This is a genomic window from Paraburkholderia sp. SUR17, from assembly GCF_029536165.1.
Taxonomy (GTDB): Bacteria; Pseudomonadota; Gammaproteobacteria; order Burkholderiales; family Burkholderiaceae; genus Paraburkholderia; species Paraburkholderia kururiensis.
In genome coordinates, this window is sequence record NZ_CP120509.1 from 1,211,013 (window position 1) to 1,228,349 (window position 17,337).

At 67.2% G+C, this 17,337-nt stretch carries 15 protein-coding genes; 4 read left to right on the forward strand and 11 right to left on the reverse strand.

Going from position 1 to position 17,337, the window contains the following annotated elements:
* Nucleotide 1 precedes the first annotated feature (1 nt).
* The 6 genes from P2869_RS22870 to P2869_RS22895 form a co-directional block, all read right to left on the reverse strand.
* Nucleotides 2-1,588: an NAD(P)/FAD-dependent oxidoreductase gene (locus P2869_RS22870; protein ID WP_277599655.1), complete on the reverse strand. Its 1,587-nt coding sequence runs from the start codon at nt 1,586-1,588 to the stop codon at nt 2-4.
* A 263-nt stretch (nt 1,589-1,851) separates the two neighbouring features.
* Nucleotides 1,852-2,799, reverse strand: coding sequence for a MerR family transcriptional regulator (locus P2869_RS22875; RefSeq protein WP_017773659.1), 948 nt, complete (start codon nt 2,797-2,799; stop codon nt 1,852-1,854).
* A gap of 185 nt (nt 2,800-2,984) precedes the next feature.
* Nucleotides 2,985-3,545, reverse strand: a complete 561-nt coding sequence (locus P2869_RS22880; RefSeq protein ID WP_277599656.1) for a GNAT family N-acetyltransferase — start codon at nt 3,543-3,545, stop codon at nt 2,985-2,987.
* 206 nt (nt 3,546-3,751) lie between these two features.
* Complete coding sequence (locus P2869_RS22885; protein ID WP_277599657.1) at nt 3,752-5,233, reverse strand: hypothetical protein; 1,482 nt, start codon at nt 5,231-5,233, stop codon at nt 3,752-3,754.
* A gap of 2 nt (nt 5,234-5,235) precedes the next feature.
* Nucleotides 5,236-6,330: a phosphoserine transaminase gene (locus P2869_RS22890; RefSeq protein ID WP_277599658.1), complete on the reverse strand. Its 1,095-nt coding sequence runs from the start codon at nt 6,328-6,330 to the stop codon at nt 5,236-5,238.
* Nucleotides 6,331-6,523: 193 nt separating this feature from the next.
* Nucleotides 6,524-8,080 (reverse strand): MDR family MFS transporter, encoded by a 1,557-nt coding sequence (locus P2869_RS22895; protein WP_277599659.1) that lies wholly within the window; start codon nt 8,078-8,080, stop codon nt 6,524-6,526.
* 133 nt (nt 8,081-8,213) lie between these two features.
* Between P2869_RS22895 and P2869_RS22900 the strand changes: the two genes are divergently transcribed.
* Nucleotides 8,214-9,086 carry a TetR/AcrR family transcriptional regulator gene (locus P2869_RS22900; protein WP_277599660.1) on the forward strand — a complete coding sequence of 291 codons (873 nt, stop codon included), beginning with the start codon at nt 8,214-8,216 and terminating at the stop codon, nt 9,084-9,086.
* Between the two features lie 27 nt (nt 9,087-9,113).
* On the opposite strand, the gene P2869_RS22905 is transcribed toward P2869_RS22900, so the two are convergent.
* Nucleotides 9,114-9,863, reverse strand: a complete 750-nt coding sequence (locus P2869_RS22905; protein ID WP_277599661.1) for a ribonuclease activity regulator RraA — start codon at nt 9,861-9,863, stop codon at nt 9,114-9,116.
* A gap of 424 nt (nt 9,864-10,287) precedes the next feature.
* Here P2869_RS22905 and P2869_RS22910 point away from each other — a divergent pair, with 424 nt between their 5' ends.
* Together P2869_RS22910 and P2869_RS22915 are read left to right on the forward strand one after the other, a co-directional pair.
* The gene (locus P2869_RS22910; RefSeq protein WP_017773666.1) at nt 10,288-10,692 is read left to right on the forward strand and encodes a response regulator; all 405 of its coding nucleotides are present in this window, start codon (nt 10,288-10,290) and stop codon (nt 10,690-10,692) included.
* Between the two features lie 44 nt (nt 10,693-10,736).
* Entirely contained in the window at nt 10,737-11,204 is a 468-nt protein-coding gene (locus P2869_RS22915) for a DUF1801 domain-containing protein (protein WP_277599662.1), read from the forward strand.
* A gap of 66 nt (nt 11,205-11,270) precedes the next feature.
* On the opposite strand, the gene P2869_RS22920 is transcribed toward P2869_RS22915, so the two are convergent.
* The 3 genes from P2869_RS22920 to P2869_RS22930 form a co-directional block, all read right to left on the reverse strand.
* On the reverse strand, nt 11,271-11,906 hold the full coding sequence (locus tag P2869_RS22920) for a Fur family transcriptional regulator (protein WP_233411773.1): 636 nt from the start codon (nt 11,904-11,906) through the stop codon (nt 11,271-11,273).
* An 86-nt stretch (nt 11,907-11,992) separates the two neighbouring features.
* Complete coding sequence (locus tag P2869_RS22925; protein ID WP_277599663.1) at nt 11,993-13,585, reverse strand: tetratricopeptide repeat protein; 1,593 nt, start codon at nt 13,583-13,585, stop codon at nt 11,993-11,995.
* A 31-nt stretch (nt 13,586-13,616) separates the two neighbouring features.
* Nucleotides 13,617-14,243 (reverse strand): glutathione S-transferase, encoded by a 627-nt coding sequence (locus P2869_RS22930; RefSeq protein ID WP_277599664.1) that lies wholly within the window; start codon nt 14,241-14,243, stop codon nt 13,617-13,619.
* A gap of 302 nt (nt 14,244-14,545) precedes the next feature.
* On the opposite strand from P2869_RS22930, the gene P2869_RS22935 reads away from it, so the two are divergent.
* On the forward strand, nt 14,546-16,210 hold the full coding sequence (locus P2869_RS22935; protein WP_277599665.1) for an ATP-dependent helicase: 1,665 nt from the start codon (nt 14,546-14,548) through the stop codon (nt 16,208-16,210).
* Between the two features lie 127 nt (nt 16,211-16,337).
* On the opposite strand, the gene P2869_RS22940 is transcribed toward P2869_RS22935, so the two are convergent.
* Nucleotides 16,338-17,282 (reverse strand): phosphoribosyltransferase, encoded by a 945-nt coding sequence (locus P2869_RS22940; protein ID WP_126877578.1) that lies wholly within the window; start codon nt 17,280-17,282, stop codon nt 16,338-16,340.
* Nucleotides 17,283-17,337: the final 55 nt, after the last annotated feature.

Here is a 17,337-nt window from a genome sequence, read left to right on the forward strand (position 1 = left end):
CTCATGGCGTAGTTGCGACGTTGCGCGTGCCGCTGCCGTTTTCAGCGAGTGCGGTGACTGCGGCCGGCGTGGCTGGACGCACGGCTGGCGGCTGAGTCCAGGCGAAGTAGTCGGCCATGTTGAAGGTCGCCGTGGCCTGGCGGAACCGGTAGGCGAAGCCGGGCCACAGTGTCGTGTTCTTGCCCGTGCGCGGATCGAGATACCAGCTCTTGCAGCCGCCCGTCGACCAGATGGTGCGGCCCAGTTTCTGCTGGATGCGCTCGTTGTAGGCGCGCTCCACGTGCGGGCGCACCTCGATGGCGTCGGCGAACTCGCGCTTCATCGTGCGCAGCGCCTGCACGATGTATTCGACCTGCGACTCGATCATGAACACCATCGAGTTGTGGCCCAGCCCCGTGTTCGGTCCGACGATCATGAAGAAATTCGGATAACCAGGCAGTGTCGTGCCGAGGTACGCGTGCGCGCCGTCGCGCCAGGTGTCCACGATATCGACGCCGTTGCGTCCGATGACCGCGCCGCGCGGAAACGGGTCCGCCACCTGGAAGCCCGTGCCGAAAATGAGGCAGTCGGCGGGGTGCCGCACGCCGTCGAGCGTGACCACCGCGTCGGCCTCGATACGCTGGATGCCGCTCGTCACCACCTTCACGTTCTCGCGCGAAAGCGCTGGGTAGTAGTCGTTCGAAATCAGCACGCGCTTGCAGCCAATCGTGTAGTTCGGTGTCAAGACCGCACGCAGCTGCGGGTCCGGCACCTGGCGGCGCAGATGGCGCAGCGCGATCTTCTGCACGGTTTTCATGAGCTTCGGATGAATCGCGAAGCCGAGCGCGCGCGATTCGAGCATGCAGTAGAGCCCCGCGCGCATGAGCTTCTGCGTGAAGGGCAGACGGCGGAACAGCCACTGCTCGAACGGGCGCACGGCGCGATCGGGCTTCGGCATGATCCACGGCGGCGTGCGTTGAAAGAGATCGAGATGCGCGACGCGCGGCGCGATCTGCGGCACGAACTGAATGGCGCTCGCGCCGGTGCCGATCACGGCAATGCGCTTGCCCGCGAGGTCGTACGTGTGGTCCCACTGCTGCGAGTGAAATGTCTTGCCGGCGAAGCGTTCGAGGCCTGGCAGGTCGGGCAGCGCCGCACGCGAGAGACCGCCCATGCCCGAGATCAGCACACGCGCGGACCATTGCTGGCCGTTGACGAAGCGCAGGTGCCAGCGGTGGGTGGCTTCGTCGTAAGTGGCGTTCGCAAGCTCGTGGCCGAAGCGGATATGGCGCGTCACGCCGAAACGCTGCGCGCAGTCTTCGAGGTACGCGCGGATTTCGGGCTGCGGCGCGAACATGCGCGTCCAGCGCGGATTCGGCGCGAACGAGAACGAGTAGACGTGCGATTGCACGTCGCAGGCGCAGCCCGGGTAGTGGTTGTCGCGCCAGGTGCCCCCTACGGAGGCGGCTTTTTCGGCGATAGCGAAGTCGGTGAATCCCGCTTCGCGCAGGCGGATGGCCATGCCGAGCCCGGCAAAGCCCGAGCCGATGATCGCGACGTCGATCTCCGCGGGCGCGGCGCTTTCGGCGGGCAGGGTGCGCGCGTTCATCCGATCCGTCTCCTTTTTATTCAGTGTCAACTGTTACATCGGTGGATGTAACGATAGAGGCTGAAAACGGAAGGCGCAAGGAGCGGGTTAGAAAGGGGACTCTATGGAAGCGCCTGGGCTGGGGGAGGTGTGCAGCCGCGCGGGGCGGTAGATAGCGGAACGCCTTGGGCGCGTATGGAGCGCCCGTGGATGGGGGTAAGCGAGGGGTCCGGGCCGCTTGCGAACGAAACGCTCGGCCTTAGGCGACCCGATCGCTCGAATCGCTACGTGCGGCCACGTCCGACCTTGGTCGTGTTGCTCCTCGCCGGCTTGCCAGCGGAGCCGCGGCCCGTGGTTCCGGAGGCCGCTGCGTGAGATGCGGCTTTTTTCGCCGTTGCCCGTTTCGTCGCGGCGGCCTTGTCGTCTGCCGTGCCCGCCTCGCCGTGCCCCAGCTTTTCCATGATCGCGGCCACGCGCGTGCCCAGGTAATCGCCAGACGCCTCTTCGAGCGCGCGGTTCATTTCGGTTTCCACGAGCACCATGCCGAGCGGCCGGATGCGCCAGATCGCCTCCACGAGCGCGGGGACGTCCGCAGGCGGCGGCAGGTCGCCGCTCTCGTAACGGTCCAGTTGTCGCACGACGAGATCGACCATCGCCTTTGCCACCGCGCCGAAATGCGGGCGGGCGGCGCGCACGGCGTCGAGCAGGTCCGCTGCAGGAATGCCTTCGTGCGCCATGGCGGCGCCGGCGTTGAGCGCCGCGGGGCTCTTCGCCACGAACGAGAGGCCGTCGCGTTCCAGCAGCCCGAGTTCGAGCGCCTTCGCGAGTACGGTGGGTGAGGCTTTGCTGCCGAACATCCTGCCGAGTTCGACGAGCGAATACTTCCTGGGCCTTTCATGCGACCAGCGGCTGCCAATGGCGCTTTCGAGGCCGAGGATGGAGCGCAGGTCGTGGCCTTCGTCGATGGCCTTGATGAGGTCCTGAATGTTGGCGAGCGTGTAGCCGCGCGCGAGCAGGTGATTGATGAGCTTGAGCCGCGAGACGTGCGTGTCGTCGTAGACGCCCACGCGCCCGCGTTTTTCCGGCGGCGAGAGCAGGCCGCGGTCCTGATAGGCGCGCACGTTGCGCACGGTGGTGTCGGCCACGCGTGCGAGTTCGTCGACGGTGTACTCGTTGCGCGGTGGATCGGACGGCTCGTTGGACGGCGCGGCGGGAGAGGGCGTGTTCGGCATGCCGGAATTCTAACGCGGCGTCGTCTCGCGAGACGCCTGGGCTGCGTGGCGCATGGGCTGCTCAAGGGCTGCGCTCGAATGCGGGCTGAGCGCTGCTCGAGTGCCGCATGAGTGTCGTTTGAGTACAGCGGACATCGCTGGCGAGCCACCGCGCTCAACCACGCTCGACCACGCTTAACGCCACATCACGCGCCGGGCGGCACCGCATCGCCTTTGCCGAGCACGCGCTGCATCAAGGTCGTATCGAGCCATCGGCCCTGTTTGAAGCCCACCGACTTCAGCGTGCCGATCAACTCGAACCCAAGGCTGCGATGCAGCGAGAGCGATCCGCCGCGTCCGCCGTCTGCAATGACCGCGATCATCTGGCGCCACGGCCCCTGTTCGCAGCGCTCAATCAGCGCGGCCAGCAGCACGCGGCCCAGGCCGCGTCCGCGAAAGGTGTCGTCGATGTAGATCGAGTCTTCCACCGTGTGTCGGTATGCGGGGCGCGGGCGGTAGGGCGTCGCGTAGCAGTAGCCGGCCACCTTGCCGTCGATCTCGGCCACCATCCACGGCAGGCCGAGGCTGCGCACCGTGGCGAGGCGCGTGCGCATGTCGTCGACGGTGGGCGGCGTTTCCTCGAACGATGCCACGCTGTGCTGCACGTGATGCGCATAGATGGCCGCGATGGTGGGCAGATCCTGCTCGGTGGCGTCGCGCAAGGTGGCGTCGCCGTGAGGAGAAACGGAAGGGGAGAGTTCGCTCATGGCTGCTTCGCTGTGTGGCCGCCGTGTATGCGGCGGGCGATGTGGCAAGGCACGGCGCGGCGCCGCGCGTTCTGCCGTCACCTTACCTGCATTCGGCGGCGCGTTGAAGCGGACAAAATGGGTTCCCTGGTGCTCTTTGACACCGTTTGGCACCGTTTGGCACCGTGGCAAGACAGGCTCTTGTCGGCGCTTTGCGCTACTTTGCGCTACGCCGGCCGAGGCGAGCCCGGCGCGTCATCCGAAAGACGCGCCATCTGCATGCGCTCGAACGCATCGACAATGCGTTGCACGAATGCGTTCTTGTGCGCGAGCGGCCCGTCCATCGGTTCGCGGTGCACGAGCATCGTGGCATTCGCTTCGAACACGAAGACGCGGCCGTCGGGCAGCAGCGTGAAGTCGATGCCGCCGTAGTCGAGGTCGAGCCGTTGCGCGATGGCGACAATCGCCCGCATCGCGCGTTCGCCGAGCGTCGCGGCCGGGTCTTCGAGGAAGCGCCGCTCTTCGGCGATCTTCCACGCCGCATCCATTTCGGCCGTGTAGTAGTGGACCATCCAGTGCGGCGCGATGGCGAGGTGGTAGGGGAACGGCTCGCCGTCGACGAACACCATGCGGTACTTACGGAAGTAGCCGTCGGCGCTGCGCACGTCATGGAACGCGGTGAGATAGCAGGGCGCGGCGAGCGCTTCGAGCGCGGGCCAGAGCGTCTCCATCGACGCGTGCAAGGTCAGGCCGTCGCCGCCGTGCGTGGCGAGCGGGCGCATCAGCAGCGGGAACGCGAGCGCGCCGACGGCAAGGCAGCGTTCGAGCACGTTGGGCGACGGCGGCACGCTGTCGAGCCGGATGCAGGCCGCCGTCACGACGTCGTCGAGTGCGTCGAACAGCGCCGGCATGCGGTGGCGCTGCGTATTCGCGACCGCGCCGGGACGGTTCAGGAGCGGCTTGCCGCAGCGCGCCGCGAAGCGTTCGATGCGCGGCGTGAGCGGCGTGGCGATATCGGCCTCGCCGATTGCGTTGAAGACGAGATCGAACGGGGGCAACTGCGTGTCTTCGGCGTCGTCGGCATAGTCGATGGCGTATTTGATGCGCGAGGCGGTTTGCGGGTCGAGCAGCGTATCGAAGGGCACGTTCCCCGACGCATGGCCCGAGCACAGGATCAGCAACTGGCGTTGCGGGCGCTCCACGGGCTCCACGAACACGCGTTGCAGGCTGTAGGCGCGCGAGCGGTGTCGTTGCGCGTCCGCAGCGCGGCCTTCTTCGTCGTAGATCGCTGCGAGGTTCTGGTGTGCGATCGCCAGGTTCGGATTCACGGCGAGCGCGTGCGCGTACCAGTGCTTCGCGCGCGCGGGCTCGCCGCGCAGGTAGAACGTTGTTGCGAGGTTGTAGAGCGGAATCGCCGCAAGATCGGGGGCGCCCGCCGCGATGGTTTCGGCCGTCACCACGGCGATGCGGTGCGCGAGGAAGCCACTTTCGTCGCCGGCTTCGCGCATGGCGGCAAGGATGGCGCGATGCAGGTCCATGTCGAGCGGCGCAGCGTCGAGGGCGCGGGCGAGGCTCGTCAGCGTGTCGGCAGTGTTCGTTGCCGGTACGCTCGCGGACGTGGCCTCAGCGCATGGCGCGGCGAGAGCGGTGGCGGGACTGGCGTTGGCTTCCGGCATGGCGCCCGGTTCTTCGTTCGGCGTGGCGCTCATGCTCATGCGCGTTGCAGCGCGAACTCGGTCAGCGCCTCGCAGAGGGTATCGACAGCCTGTTCCGTCACCGCGTTGTAGAGCGAGGCGCGCAGCCCGCCCAGCGAGCGATGTCCTTCCAGTCCCACGATGCCCTGTTCGCGCGCGGCCGCGACGAATGCCTCGTCGAGCCGGCGGTCGCCGAACGTGAAGGCCACGTTCATCTGCGAGCGCCACGGTGTGTGTGCGTGGATGCTCACGGCGTCGCCGAGTGCGTCGAGCGTGCCGTACAGACGCGCCGCCTTGCGTTCGTTGATTCGTTGCATGGCGGCCAGTCCGCCGATCTCGTCGCGCAGCCAGCGCGTGACGAGCGTGAGCACGTAAATGGCGAACACGGGCGGCGTGTTGTAGTTGGAGCCGTGGGCGACGTGCGTGCGAAAGTCGAGAATGGCGGGCAGCCCCTCGGGAATGCGTTCGAGCAGCGACCGGTGGATCACGGCGACCGTCACGCCCGCGGGCCCCAGATTCTTCTGCGCGTGCGCGTAGATCATCGCGTAGCGGTTGCAGGCAATGGGCTGCGACAGAAAGTCCGACGACATGTCCGCGATCAGCGGGGCGGGCGGCGTGTTGTCGAAGACAGGGAACTGCAGGCCTTCCACGGTTTCGTTGGAAACGTAGTGCAGGTACGCGGCGTCTTGCGCGACGTCGAGCGCATCGAGCGCCGGCAGTTGCCGGTAGCCCGTTGCGCGGCCATCCCAGGCCACGCGGCGGGCCGTCACCTTGGCGGCTTCCTGCGTCGCGCGGCCGCTCCAGTATCCGGAGGTCACGTACTCGGGCGGCGAGCCTGCGCCGCGCGCGAAGTTCATCGGGATCATGGCGAACTGCAGGCTGCTGCCGCCTTGCTGGAACGTCACGGCGTAGTCGTCGGTGAGTCCGAGCAGCGCGCGCAGGTTCTGTTCGGCTTCGTCCACGAGCGCCTTGAACCAGGCCGAACGATGGCTCATGCCAAGCACCGAGAGCCCCGTCTCGGGTAGCGCGACGATGGCCTCGCGCGTCTGTTCGAGAACGGACTCGGGCAGGGCGCCGGGACCGCCGGAAAAGTTGAGTGCGTTGGACGTCATGGTGGCCGAAAGCTTGCCGTCAGTTCGCTGTCGGCGCGTTGTGCGCCGGCAGCGGGAATCGAGGATCGGGTAGGCAACCAGACTAGCAGCGCGGGCGGTGGATCAAAGAAGAGAGCAGAGGGCCGAAGTACCGCTTATTCCGCAGGAATGTCGACGGGCCGGACGGCGCGCGCCACCCGGCCGCTCATACACGTCAGTGATGTTCGCGCAGCGGTACGTCCTGAAGCAGCCAGGAGAGCGCGAACGCCAGCACCACGACCACGGCGGCCACGACATAGACCGTGTGCAGGGCGCCCGCGAACGCCTGGAGATAGTCGTCGTGGAGCGCCGCGGGCAGATGCTGGATCGCGGTGGGCGTGAGCCCCTGCGGCAGACCCGTGTCGGGCGGCAGAATCTTGTCGAGCCGCGCTTCGAGGCCGTGCGAGAACACCGCGCCGAATGCCGCCACGCCAACGGAGCCTCCAATCGAGCGGAACAGCGTGGCGCCCGACGTGGCCACGCCGAGGTGCCGGAACGCCACCGTGTTCTGCACGGCGAGAATGAGTACCTGCATGATCATGCCGAGGCCGCAGCCGAGCAGGCCCATGTAGAGGTACATCACGCGGATCGGCGTTTCGATTTTCAGCGTGGAGAGCAGCACCATCGCGACGCCCACGAGCAGTGACCCCACAATCGGAAAGATCCGGTAGCGTCCGATACGGCTGATCAGTCGTCCCACCACGATCGACATGACGAGCAGGCCGCCCATCATGGGCAGCATCTGCACGCCGGCCTCGGATGGCGTGGAGCCCTTCACGACCTGCAGGTAGAGCGGCAGGAACGTGACGCAGCCGAACATCGATACACCCACGACAAAGCCGATCAGGCTCGCTAGCAAGAACGTGCGTTCGCGAAAGAGTTCGAGCGGCATGATGGGTTCGGCCGCGTGCTTTTGCTCGTGGATGAAGCCCGCCACGCACACGAGGCCCAGCACGAGCGTGAGCCACAGTTGCGCCGACGACCATGGCAGCACCGAACCGCCTTCGCTCGTGAAGAGAATGATGCACGTGAGCGCGCCGGCCAGAAACGCGGCGCCCATGTAGTCGATCTGATGCTTCACGTGCGCGGTGCGCGGCTTGAACACGGCGCCGATCACGACGAGTGCGACCGCACCGAGCGGCACGTTGATGTAGAAGATCCACCGCCACGACAGATGCTCGACGAGAAAGCCGCCCAGCAGCGGACCGACCACCGTCGCGAGGCCGAACACGCCGCCGAAGAGGCCCTGGTAGCGGCCGCGTTCGGCGGGCGGCACCACGTCGCCAATCGCGGCCATGGTGATGACGAGCAGCCCGCCGCCGCCGAGACCTTGCAGCGCGCGCAGCACGATCAGCTGCGGCATGTTCTGCGCGATGCCGCAGAGCACCGAGCCGGCGAGGAACAGCGCGATGGCCGCCTGCAACACGACCTTGCGGCCGTACAGGTCGCCCAGCTTGCCGTAGAGCGGCACGACGATGGTGGACGTGAGCAGGTAGGCGGTGACGACCCACGAAAGCTGGTCGAGCCCGCCCAGTTCCCCGACGATGGTGGGCAGCGCCGTGGAGACGATGGTCTGGTCGAGTGCGGCGAGCAGCATGACGAGCAGGAGCGCCGGAAACAGCAGGCGGATGGGCGGATGCCCCTGTGCTTGCGTTGGTGTCTGCGGCTGCGAACCGATGCCGCCAGCCCCTTCACGGTGCCCTTCGCCTTGCGCGGAGGTTTGTAGTTCCATGGGAAGTGCCTGACGTTGAATTAATTAACACGAAGATTAATATATTGCGGATGAGCGCCTACGTCAAACGGGACTCTGTTACCCTGCGTAAATTCGCCGGGCGCGCCGTGTCCGTGTCGCCGTGCCGGGCGCGATGAACCGAACCGGCGCCCGCAGCACCATGCGCCGCCATTCCAGATTCAGCATGTCAGAACCGAAACAGGATCGAGCAGGAAGCGCGCGAGCCGCGCTGCACGTCAGAAACCGCGTGCCGCGCGGGACCGTCGGGGCCAATGCCCGCGATGGGGGCGATGGGGGCGATGGGGGCGATGGGGGCGATGGCGCCCAGGCCCTGGCCGCGCGAGGCGAGAAGTTGGGAGACAACGACCCGCCGCGCCGCCCGGGCCGGCCATCGGGTAGCGCCCGGGGGCCGCAGCAGCGCGAGAAACTGCTCGAAGTGGCGCTTGGGCTGTTCGCGCGGCAGGGCATCCTCGAAACCACGCTGGGCGCCATTGCCCGCGAGGCCGGTGTGACGCCGGCGATGGTCCATTACTACTTCAACACGCGCGACCAGCTGATCGACGTGCTGATCGACGAGTGCTTCGTGCCGCTTCGCGCGCAGTTCGGCGAGCCGTTCCGCAACCATCCCGACGATCCGGTCGCAGCGCTCACCGACCTCGCGCTGCTGTTCGTCAAAGTCGCCGATGAGAACCCTTGGTTCCCGCCACTCTGGGTGCGCGAGGTGATCAGCGAAGGCGGCGTGCTGCGCCAGCGCATGCACGAACGCTTCGGCAACGCGAACCGCAAGGCGGCGCTCGTCGCAATCCGGCGCTGGCAACGGGAAGGGCGGCTCAACCGCGCACTCGAACCCTCGCTCGTGTTTCTGACGCTGCTCGGGCTGACGGTGCTGCCGTTTGCCACGTCGAAGCAATGGCGCGATCTGCCCGCGCGTCGCCAGGTCAGTGCGCAGGCCATCGCCCGGCACGCCGTAGCACTGCTCCTGCATGGCGTCGGGCCGCAGGACTGAAGCGCCGGGCCGAGGGTTCCCGCCCTTTCAGTGCGTCTTTTTCCACGCCTCGTAGGCGGCCTTCGTCACGTCGTTGGGCGGATACGTGCCGGGCAGCGTGGCGCCCTCGCGAATGCGTTCGGTGAGGAACGTTTCGAGCCGTTCCTGTTCCGCCGCGGCCGCGGCGACCTCGGCGGCGATGCCACGCGGAATCACGACGACGCCGTCCGCGTCGCCTACGATCACGTCGCCCGGAAACACCGCGACGTCGCCGCAGCCGATCGGCACGTTGAAGTCCACCGCGTGATGACGGATCAGGTTCGGCGGCGCGCTGGCGCCGGCGCAGAACACGGGCAGGCCAAGCTCGGCGATCGTGGCGCTGTCGCGCACGGGACCGTCCGACACCATGCCTGCCACGCCGCGCACTTTGAGCCGCAGCGTGAGGATGGAGCCGAACGAAGCGCTGGCGCGCTCGCCGCGGCAATCCTGCACCAGCACGTGGCCTGCGGGCGCCGTCTCCACGCACTTGCGCTGCGCGTACTCCGGGTCGGCGAACAGTTCGAGCACGTCGATGTCTTCGCGCGACGGAATGTTGCGCAGCGTGAAGGCCGGACCGACGAGGTTCGGCCCCGTATGCGCGGCGAGCGGACTCACGCCCTGCATGAAGGTGTTGCGCAGTCCGCGCTTGAACAACTGCGTGGTGAGCGTTGCCGTGGTGACGTGGCGGAGCGCTTCGAGAGTGGCGGCGTCGAGTTCCTGCATCGTCGTGTCCGGAAAAAGGAGGGAAGGGTCCGCCATGATAGCGCCGCACGGCGCGCGGCTGACATCGGCCGAAAAGCCAGTGCGATCGCCGGCACATCCCCGGGCGCCGGGCCCGGCCACGACGGCGAACAGACCTTCGGCCATGATTTCAGACAGCACCCGAAGCATCGTCGATGGGGCCGCAACGCCTTTCACAAGGCTGTCTTTTTGCGGCGCTATCGTCCGCACCGCGACGTAGCGTGAGCCTGGCGCCAGTGGGTGCAGAAAACTGGAACGTATTTTGCATCCGTCCCCTGGAACATCGCTGCAATGCGGGTATCCAAAGCCGGGTATCCAAAGGCGTCGTATCCGCGTGCGCCCGTCAGCCAACGCCAGCGGCCGGCACGACGCGCGCGGCATGCCGTGCAGGGGAATCGTCCTCGTGTGCGGCCCCTGAATCTGTCTTTTTGCATCAAGGTACATGAAGGAACTACAAGGACTCGATCAGGCAACGATCGTACTTGTCGAAGACGACCCGCAAAGCCGGGAGTCGCTGACAACGTTGCTGGAGTCGGAGGGCGCGCGCGTTGTCGCTGTAGCCGACGCGGAAGAAGGCGTTGAAGCGGCGCTTCGGCTGCTGCCCGACGCCGTGGTATGCGACCTCGACCTTCCCGCCATGGACGGGTTTTACCTCATTCAACGCCTGCGCGACCATGAAATACGCTGCGATCACACGCCTTCCGTCGCGATCGCGCTGACCGGCCACACCGGCGAAAGCTGGCGGCTGCGCAGCATCGGCGAAGGGTTCCAGCACTTCATGACCAAGCCGGCCCAGCCCGACAAGCTCATCGCGCTGCTGCGCGAATCGATCGACGCGCGGGTTTAGCCGGCAGGTTTAGCCGGGTCGGGAACATGCCCAACACGCAGAACATGAAAAAGAGCGAACCGCCGGAAGGCCCCTCTGCCTCCACACTCATCGACGAAAAAATCCAGCAACTGGGCGACTGGCGCGGCGAGATGCTGGCGCGGCTACGGGCGCTTGTCAGGGAAGCCGACCCGGACGTGGTCGAAGAGTGGAAGTGGCGCGGCGTGCCGGTGTGGTCGCACGGCGGGCTGATCTGTACAGGCGAGACCTACAAGAGCGCCGTGAAGATGACGTTCGCAAAAGGCGCGTCGCTGGACGACCCGGCCGGTCTCTTCAACGCGAGTCTCGAGGGAAATACGCGGCGCGCCATCGATTTTCACGAGGGCGACGCAATCGAGGCGGAAGCGCTGAAGGCACTGATTCGTGCTGCCGTGCTGCTGAATACGTCGAAGGGGACCCAGCGCGTGAAGACTGGGAAGGTTGTGAAAGCTGCAAAGACGCCCGCGTCTGCCGCAGATCGGCCCACTGACTGATCGCGCCCCAGCACCGCGTCGCATTCAAAGACAGGCAACCGCAGCCGAACATTCCAGCGCGTAGGCCTACGCTTCCGCTTTCGCCGCTTTCACCGTTTTTGCGCCCGGCGCATCTTTGGCCGCGCGTTCGGCCGCCTGGCAGTTGGCGCAGACACCCTTGAGTTCGATGTCGTCGCTCGCGAGCCGGTAGCCCGCTTCTTCGATCTGCGCCACGAGCGCTGCGCGCAGCGTGGGCTGATGCAGTTCGGTTACGTTGCCGCATTGCTGGCACACCACGAGCACGCCATGCCGGCACTGCGTGAGATCGTGGCAGACCGTGAACGCATTGATCGATTCGATCCGGTGCACGAGCCCCGCGGAGAGCAGGAAGTCGAGTGCGCGATAAACCGTGGGCGGCGCGGAGCCGGGATGGATCGCGCGCATTTCGTCGAGCAGCGAATACGCCTTGGTGGCGCGGCCCGATGCGAGCAGCAGTTCGAGCACCTTGCGGCGAATCGGCGTGAGCTTCTCGCCGCGCTCCCGGCAGTAGGCATCGGCGAGCGCGAGCGCTTCTTCCTGCGAGGCGGGCGTCCCGGCATGCGAAGCGCCTGGGGAACCGCCCGCCGTGTGCGAGTCGTGCTGGCCGCCGTCGTGGTCATGCGCATGACCGGCTGGGCGAGCAGCCGGTTTCCGGTCGACGGGCGAGGATTTTGCGATCTTCATGCGGCGATTATACGGGCGGGCGTTGGCTGGCATTGGCTGGCGTTGTGGGCGCGCCGGGCGGCGCGCCTTGTCGGCGCCGCGTCCGCTCAGGCTGCGCGGGCTGCGCTCGCGGGCGTGAAACCGTCGAGCGCGGCCCGCAGGTTCGCTACCACCGAAGCCCAGTCGCCCCGGGCGGGCTGGCGGAACAATCGGGCTTCGCCATACCACGGGCTGTCCGTGCGCCCGAGTTGCCAGCGCCAGTCGGGCGTGAACGGAAGCGCGATCCAGACGGGTTTGCCAAGCGCTCCGGCGAGATGGGCAACCGACGTATCCACGCTGATGACGAGATCGAGCTGGGCCACGAGCGCTGCCGTGTCGGCGTACGTGTCGAGCCGGTGCGAAACGTCGAGCAGCGCCGGCGTTTCGGCAAGGCACGCCCGGTCTTCGTCGCGCACGTCTTTCTGCAGCGAGACGAAGCACATGGGCGCATCGAAGAGCGGCGCGAGCTGGGCTGCGCGCATCGAACGGTTCACGTCGTTCACGTGTGTGCGGCTGCCCGACCATGCAATGCCCACGCGCGGCCGCTCGCCTGCTGCGGCCATGACGTCGTGCCATTGCGCGAGCCGGGCGGCGTCGGCCGCAAGGTACGGCGTCTTCGCCGGAATGCCGGCGGCACGCGTGCCGAACGCGAAGGGCAGGCTCAGCAACGGACAGTGCCAGTCGAACGCCGGCACCGGATCGTGTTCGCCGATGACCGCCACGGTTCCCGGGTAGTCGCGCAGGAACGGCAGCAACGTGTCCTGAACGCGCAGCACGACGCGCGCGCCGGCGTCGGCCAGCAGGTCGACGTAGCGGACGAATTGCAGCGTGTCGCCGAGGCCCTGTTCGTGATGCACGAACAGCGTTCGGCCCGCCGGGGGCTGCGCTTTCGGGCCTTTCCACAAGGTGGCGTCGGGAAAGCCGTGCGTGTCGGTGCCGTCGCGCCAGCGCCATTCGTATTCGCGCCAGCCGTGCTCGAACTCGCCGAGCAGCAGGTTGGTCTGCGCGCGATTCGTACGGGCGCCCACGTCGTTGGGGTCGATAGCGAGCGCCTGGCGAAACTGGGCGAGGGCTTCGTCGAAGCGGTGCAGATCGCGCAGGGCGACGCCGAGGTTCACGTAGGCCGGCGTGAAGTTCGGCTTGATGGCGATGGCGCGCCGGTAGGCTGCCATTTCCTCGTCGTAGCGGCCCAGCGTGCCGAGGAGCTTGCCCCGGTTGTAATGCGCTTCGTGGAGCTGCGGATGGCGCGCGCTCAGGCGGTCGAGGGTTGCCAGCGCACGTTCGTGCTCGCCGTTCTGTACGAGCGACATCGCGAGTCCATGCAGCAGCGCCGGATGATCGGGGGCCCGCGCAAGACAGCGCTCGAAGAGGTCGATCGCCTCGCCGTGCCGCTGCGCGAGCTGGCAGAGCTGCGCGGCCCAAAAATACTGCTCGTGCGAAACCGCTCCTTCGGCGCGGCTTTGCAGCAAGCGCGTGGCGCAGTCCGCGGCGCGCGCGTAGTCGCCTTGCCGGGCGGCAACGTGAGCAAGACCTTCCAGTGCCTCGCGGTGGTCGGGCGCCTGATCGACGGCTTCTTCCAGCAGGCGGCGCGCCTCGTCGAGGCGACCGGCGGCGAAGTGCCGGTGGGCCGCGTCGAGCATCGCGGCGATGTTCAACGTCATGTCGTGGAGATCGGTGTGAGCCCGTGCGGCGTCAGGTCAGCGGCAGATCGATGTACTTCTTGAAGCCCTGGCGGGTGGCAAGCCGCGAATACCAGCGTTCGAGATTCGGCAGCGACGGCCGCTCGACGCCTTCCAGATCGAACCAGCGCTTCGCGAACGTGCCGATCACGATGTCGGCCAGCGTGAACTTGTCGTTCTCCAGAAAGAAGCGGCCTTGCAGATGGCGATCGACGATCGTCCAGAGCGCCGCGGCCGCCTGCCGGTCGGCCTCGATCGCGGCGGCGTCACGCTTTTCCGGCGGCGTGCGCACGAGCGCCATGAAAAGCGGGCGCTCCGTGGGCGCGAGCGTGGAAAGCGACCAGTCGAGCCAGCGGTCGATGCTCGCGCGCACCTTCGGATCGGCCGGATAGAGCTGGCTGGAGGCGCCGTATTGCATCACGAGGTAGCGCAGGATCGAGTTCGATTCCCACAGCACGAACTCGCCGTCCACGAGCGTCGGCACGCGGGCGTTCGGATTCAGCGCGAGATAGTCGGCGTCGTGGGTGCGGCCGAACTGCATGCCCGCATCGATGCGGTCGTACGGCAGCACGAGTTCGTCGCAGCACCACAAAAGTTTCTGCACGTTCGCCGAGTTGGCGCGTCCCCAGATCGTGATCATCCGGCCGGTTCTCCTTCAATAGGCTTGCAGACAGATTGCGCACGCACGGCGCGCGCGATGAACCAGTAACGATACACGATCCGCAAGGCGGCTTCCGGCACGCTGACCGCTGCTTGCCGCCATTTGCCATCGTCCGCCGCCGTTCGCCATCGTCCGCCGTCGTTCGTCGCGTGGTTCGCGCGCTTCGGCAAACGGCCGGCATGATGCGGTGCGGGGCCGCGTGCGTAAAATACCGGCAGCCGCAATTCCGCCAGTCACCCCACTGCCCGCAACCCACCCAACCGACCACGACGAGGCGCCGCATGGCCCGCATTGTTCCCGACGACTGGAAGCATCTGGCCGCCACCGGCGCGGCCGCGCGCGAGCGCGAAACGCTTACGCTGCTCGAAGAAGCGCTGCCGGCCGACTACACCGTCTACCACGGCGTGCACTGGACGCGGCTCAACCAGAACTTCTCGGTATTCGGCGAGGCGGACTTCGTGATCGTGAGTCCGGCAGGCCGCGTGATGATCGTCGAGCAGAAAACGGGCTTCCTGCGCGAGACGCCGAAGGGCCTCGTGAAGGTCCATCTGCAGACTGAGCGCAATGTGGCCATCGCGCTCGCGCGCACCATCGAAGGCCTGCATCGGCGCTTTACCGCGGCGTTCGGGGCCGGCACGTATTTCATCGAAGAGCTGCTGTATTGCCCGGATCACGTCGTGAGGAACGCGGCCATTGCCGGCGTGAACCCGGCGCGTATCGTCGATGCCACGCGCAAGGACCGGCTCGCCGCCATCGTGCGCGAAGCGCTGCCTGCCGACGAGCCGCGTCTGCCATGCGCCGCGAAGATTCACCATTTTCTCGCCGACGAACTTGCGCTCACGCCCGACGCGAGCGCGCTCGTGGGCGCGGCCGGCACGCTCGTCACGCGCCTCGCGGGCGGCCTTGCCACCTGGGCGCGGCGGCTCGAATTCTCGCCGTTCCGGCTGCGCGTGATCGGCACGGCGGGCTCAGGCAAGACGCAGCTTGCGGTGCAGGTGATGAAAGACGCCGTGGCGCGCGATCAGCGTGTGCTTTACGTGTGCTTCAACCGGCCGCTCGCCGACCATATCGCGCGCGTGGCGCCTCCCGGCGTGAAGGTGGCCAACTATCACCAGCTGTGCGACTGGATTGCACGCGACGCGGGACGCGCGCCGGATTTCGGCCGCTCCGACGTCTTCGACCAGCTCGAACAGACCTTTGCGCAGACGCCCATCGACGCGCGCTGGCAGTTCGACGTGTTGATCGTCGATGAAGGCCAGGACTTCATGCAGCCGTGGGTGGCGGCGCTCGAACGGCTGTTGCGGCCGGGTGCCGCGTGGTGGTGGCTCGAAGACCCGCTGCAGAACCTCTATATGCGCGAGAGCGTGACGCTCGATGGCTGGACCGTGCTGCGGGAATCGACGAATTACCGCAGTCCGCGCGACATCCTCGACTACGTGCGCGAGGTGGCGGGGCCGGTGTCGCAGGACGCCGCGCGCCTTGTGGCCGGCAGCCCGTTCGACGGGTCCGACGTCGCGGTCTCCACCTACGACCATCACGACGGCCCGCAAGCGACCGAAGGCATCGTCGACGCCACCAAGCGCGCCATCACGCAGGCGCTCGGGCTCGGCTTTCGCCGGCAGGACATCGTGGTGCTGTCGTTTCGCGGCCGCGAGGGCTCGGCGCTCACGGCGCTCGACCATCTCGGCCCGCACCGGCTGCGCAGTTTCACGGGCAAGTACGACCTGTTCGGCAACCCCGAATACCGCGAGGGCGACGTGCTGCTGGAGTCGATCTATCGCTTCAAGGGGCAGGCCGCGCCTTGCGTGATCTTCACGGAAATCGATTTTGAAACGCTCGACGAGCGTGTTGCCCGCAAGCTCTTTGTCGGTGCGACGCGGGCCACCATGAAGCTGATTCTCGTGGCATCGCAGCGCGCCGCGCGGCAATTGCGCGTGCCTGAATGAAGCGGCGGAATGAAGCGGTTGAATGAAGCGGTCGAAGCGGCGCTCGATTGCGCCAGCCGCCAGCCGCCAGCCGCCAGCCGCCAGCCGCCAGCCGCCAGCCGCCTGGAGCCTGGCCGGCGCTAAGCGCCTAGCGCCAGGCCGACGCCCCGATCAGCGTGCCGCTCTGCGTGTGCGCGTTCCACCAGACCACATGGAGCAGCGGGGCCTGCTGGGCGATCAGGATGGCTTCGAGCGGGTCGCCTTCCACGAAGTACGTCACGCCGCAGCGCTGCGCGGCTTCGGCCTTGTGCGCGGCCTGCGCCGACGGCGATGCGTCGTGCGGGCCGGCCTCGCGCATGATGAGTTCCACGCCGTTGAAGCCCTGGCGTTCGAGCCACTTCTGCACGCGCGCCCGCTCGGCTTCAGCACGGTCGGTCACGACCGCCCGCACGCGTCCGATCTCTACGCCCGAAAACTTGCGGAACGGCTGCAGCGCCTCGCGCTCCTCCAGCGTGGCGTCGAAATCATCTTCGGCGGCAAGCGGCGTGTCGGGCGGCACGATGCCGTCCAGGTCGATGGCGTAGGTGGCGTATTCGCGGTCGGTCGCGATCAGTGCATCTGTTTGTGCGCCTTCGCGCGACCAGCTGGAACGGTAGCGCTGGGTGTAGCTCTGGCGTTCCTGCGGAAAGAGCGTGAAGAAGCTGTCGGCGTCGATCGAATAGTCGGGGCGCAGGCGGCTCAGGTCGTCGTAGGCGCCTGTCAAGGTGCGCACCGTGAGGCCGTGCTCGCGCAGGAACGCGATGCAGTCGGTCAGCGTGAAACCCAGACCCGCGATGTCTTCGCACAGCAGCACGCGCGAACCCGGTTCGGGCAGCGGCAGCGTGGAGTCCCACGTGACTGCGCGCGTGGAGCGGTCGTAGCGCAGGAACGCCACCGGCGCGCCGGTCACATGCGAGGCCATCAGCGCGAGCGGCGCGCCGCCCCGCAGAATGCCTACGATGACCGCGAAGTTTTCTGCGCGCAGCGCCGGTTGCAGCGACTCGATCCACTGACCGAGCTGTTCGTACGTGAGCGGAAGAATCGGCTTGTTCATGTCGTGACGGAGCGCGAGACCCGGCGGCTGCGGGCACGGCGTCGTGCCAGGTTGG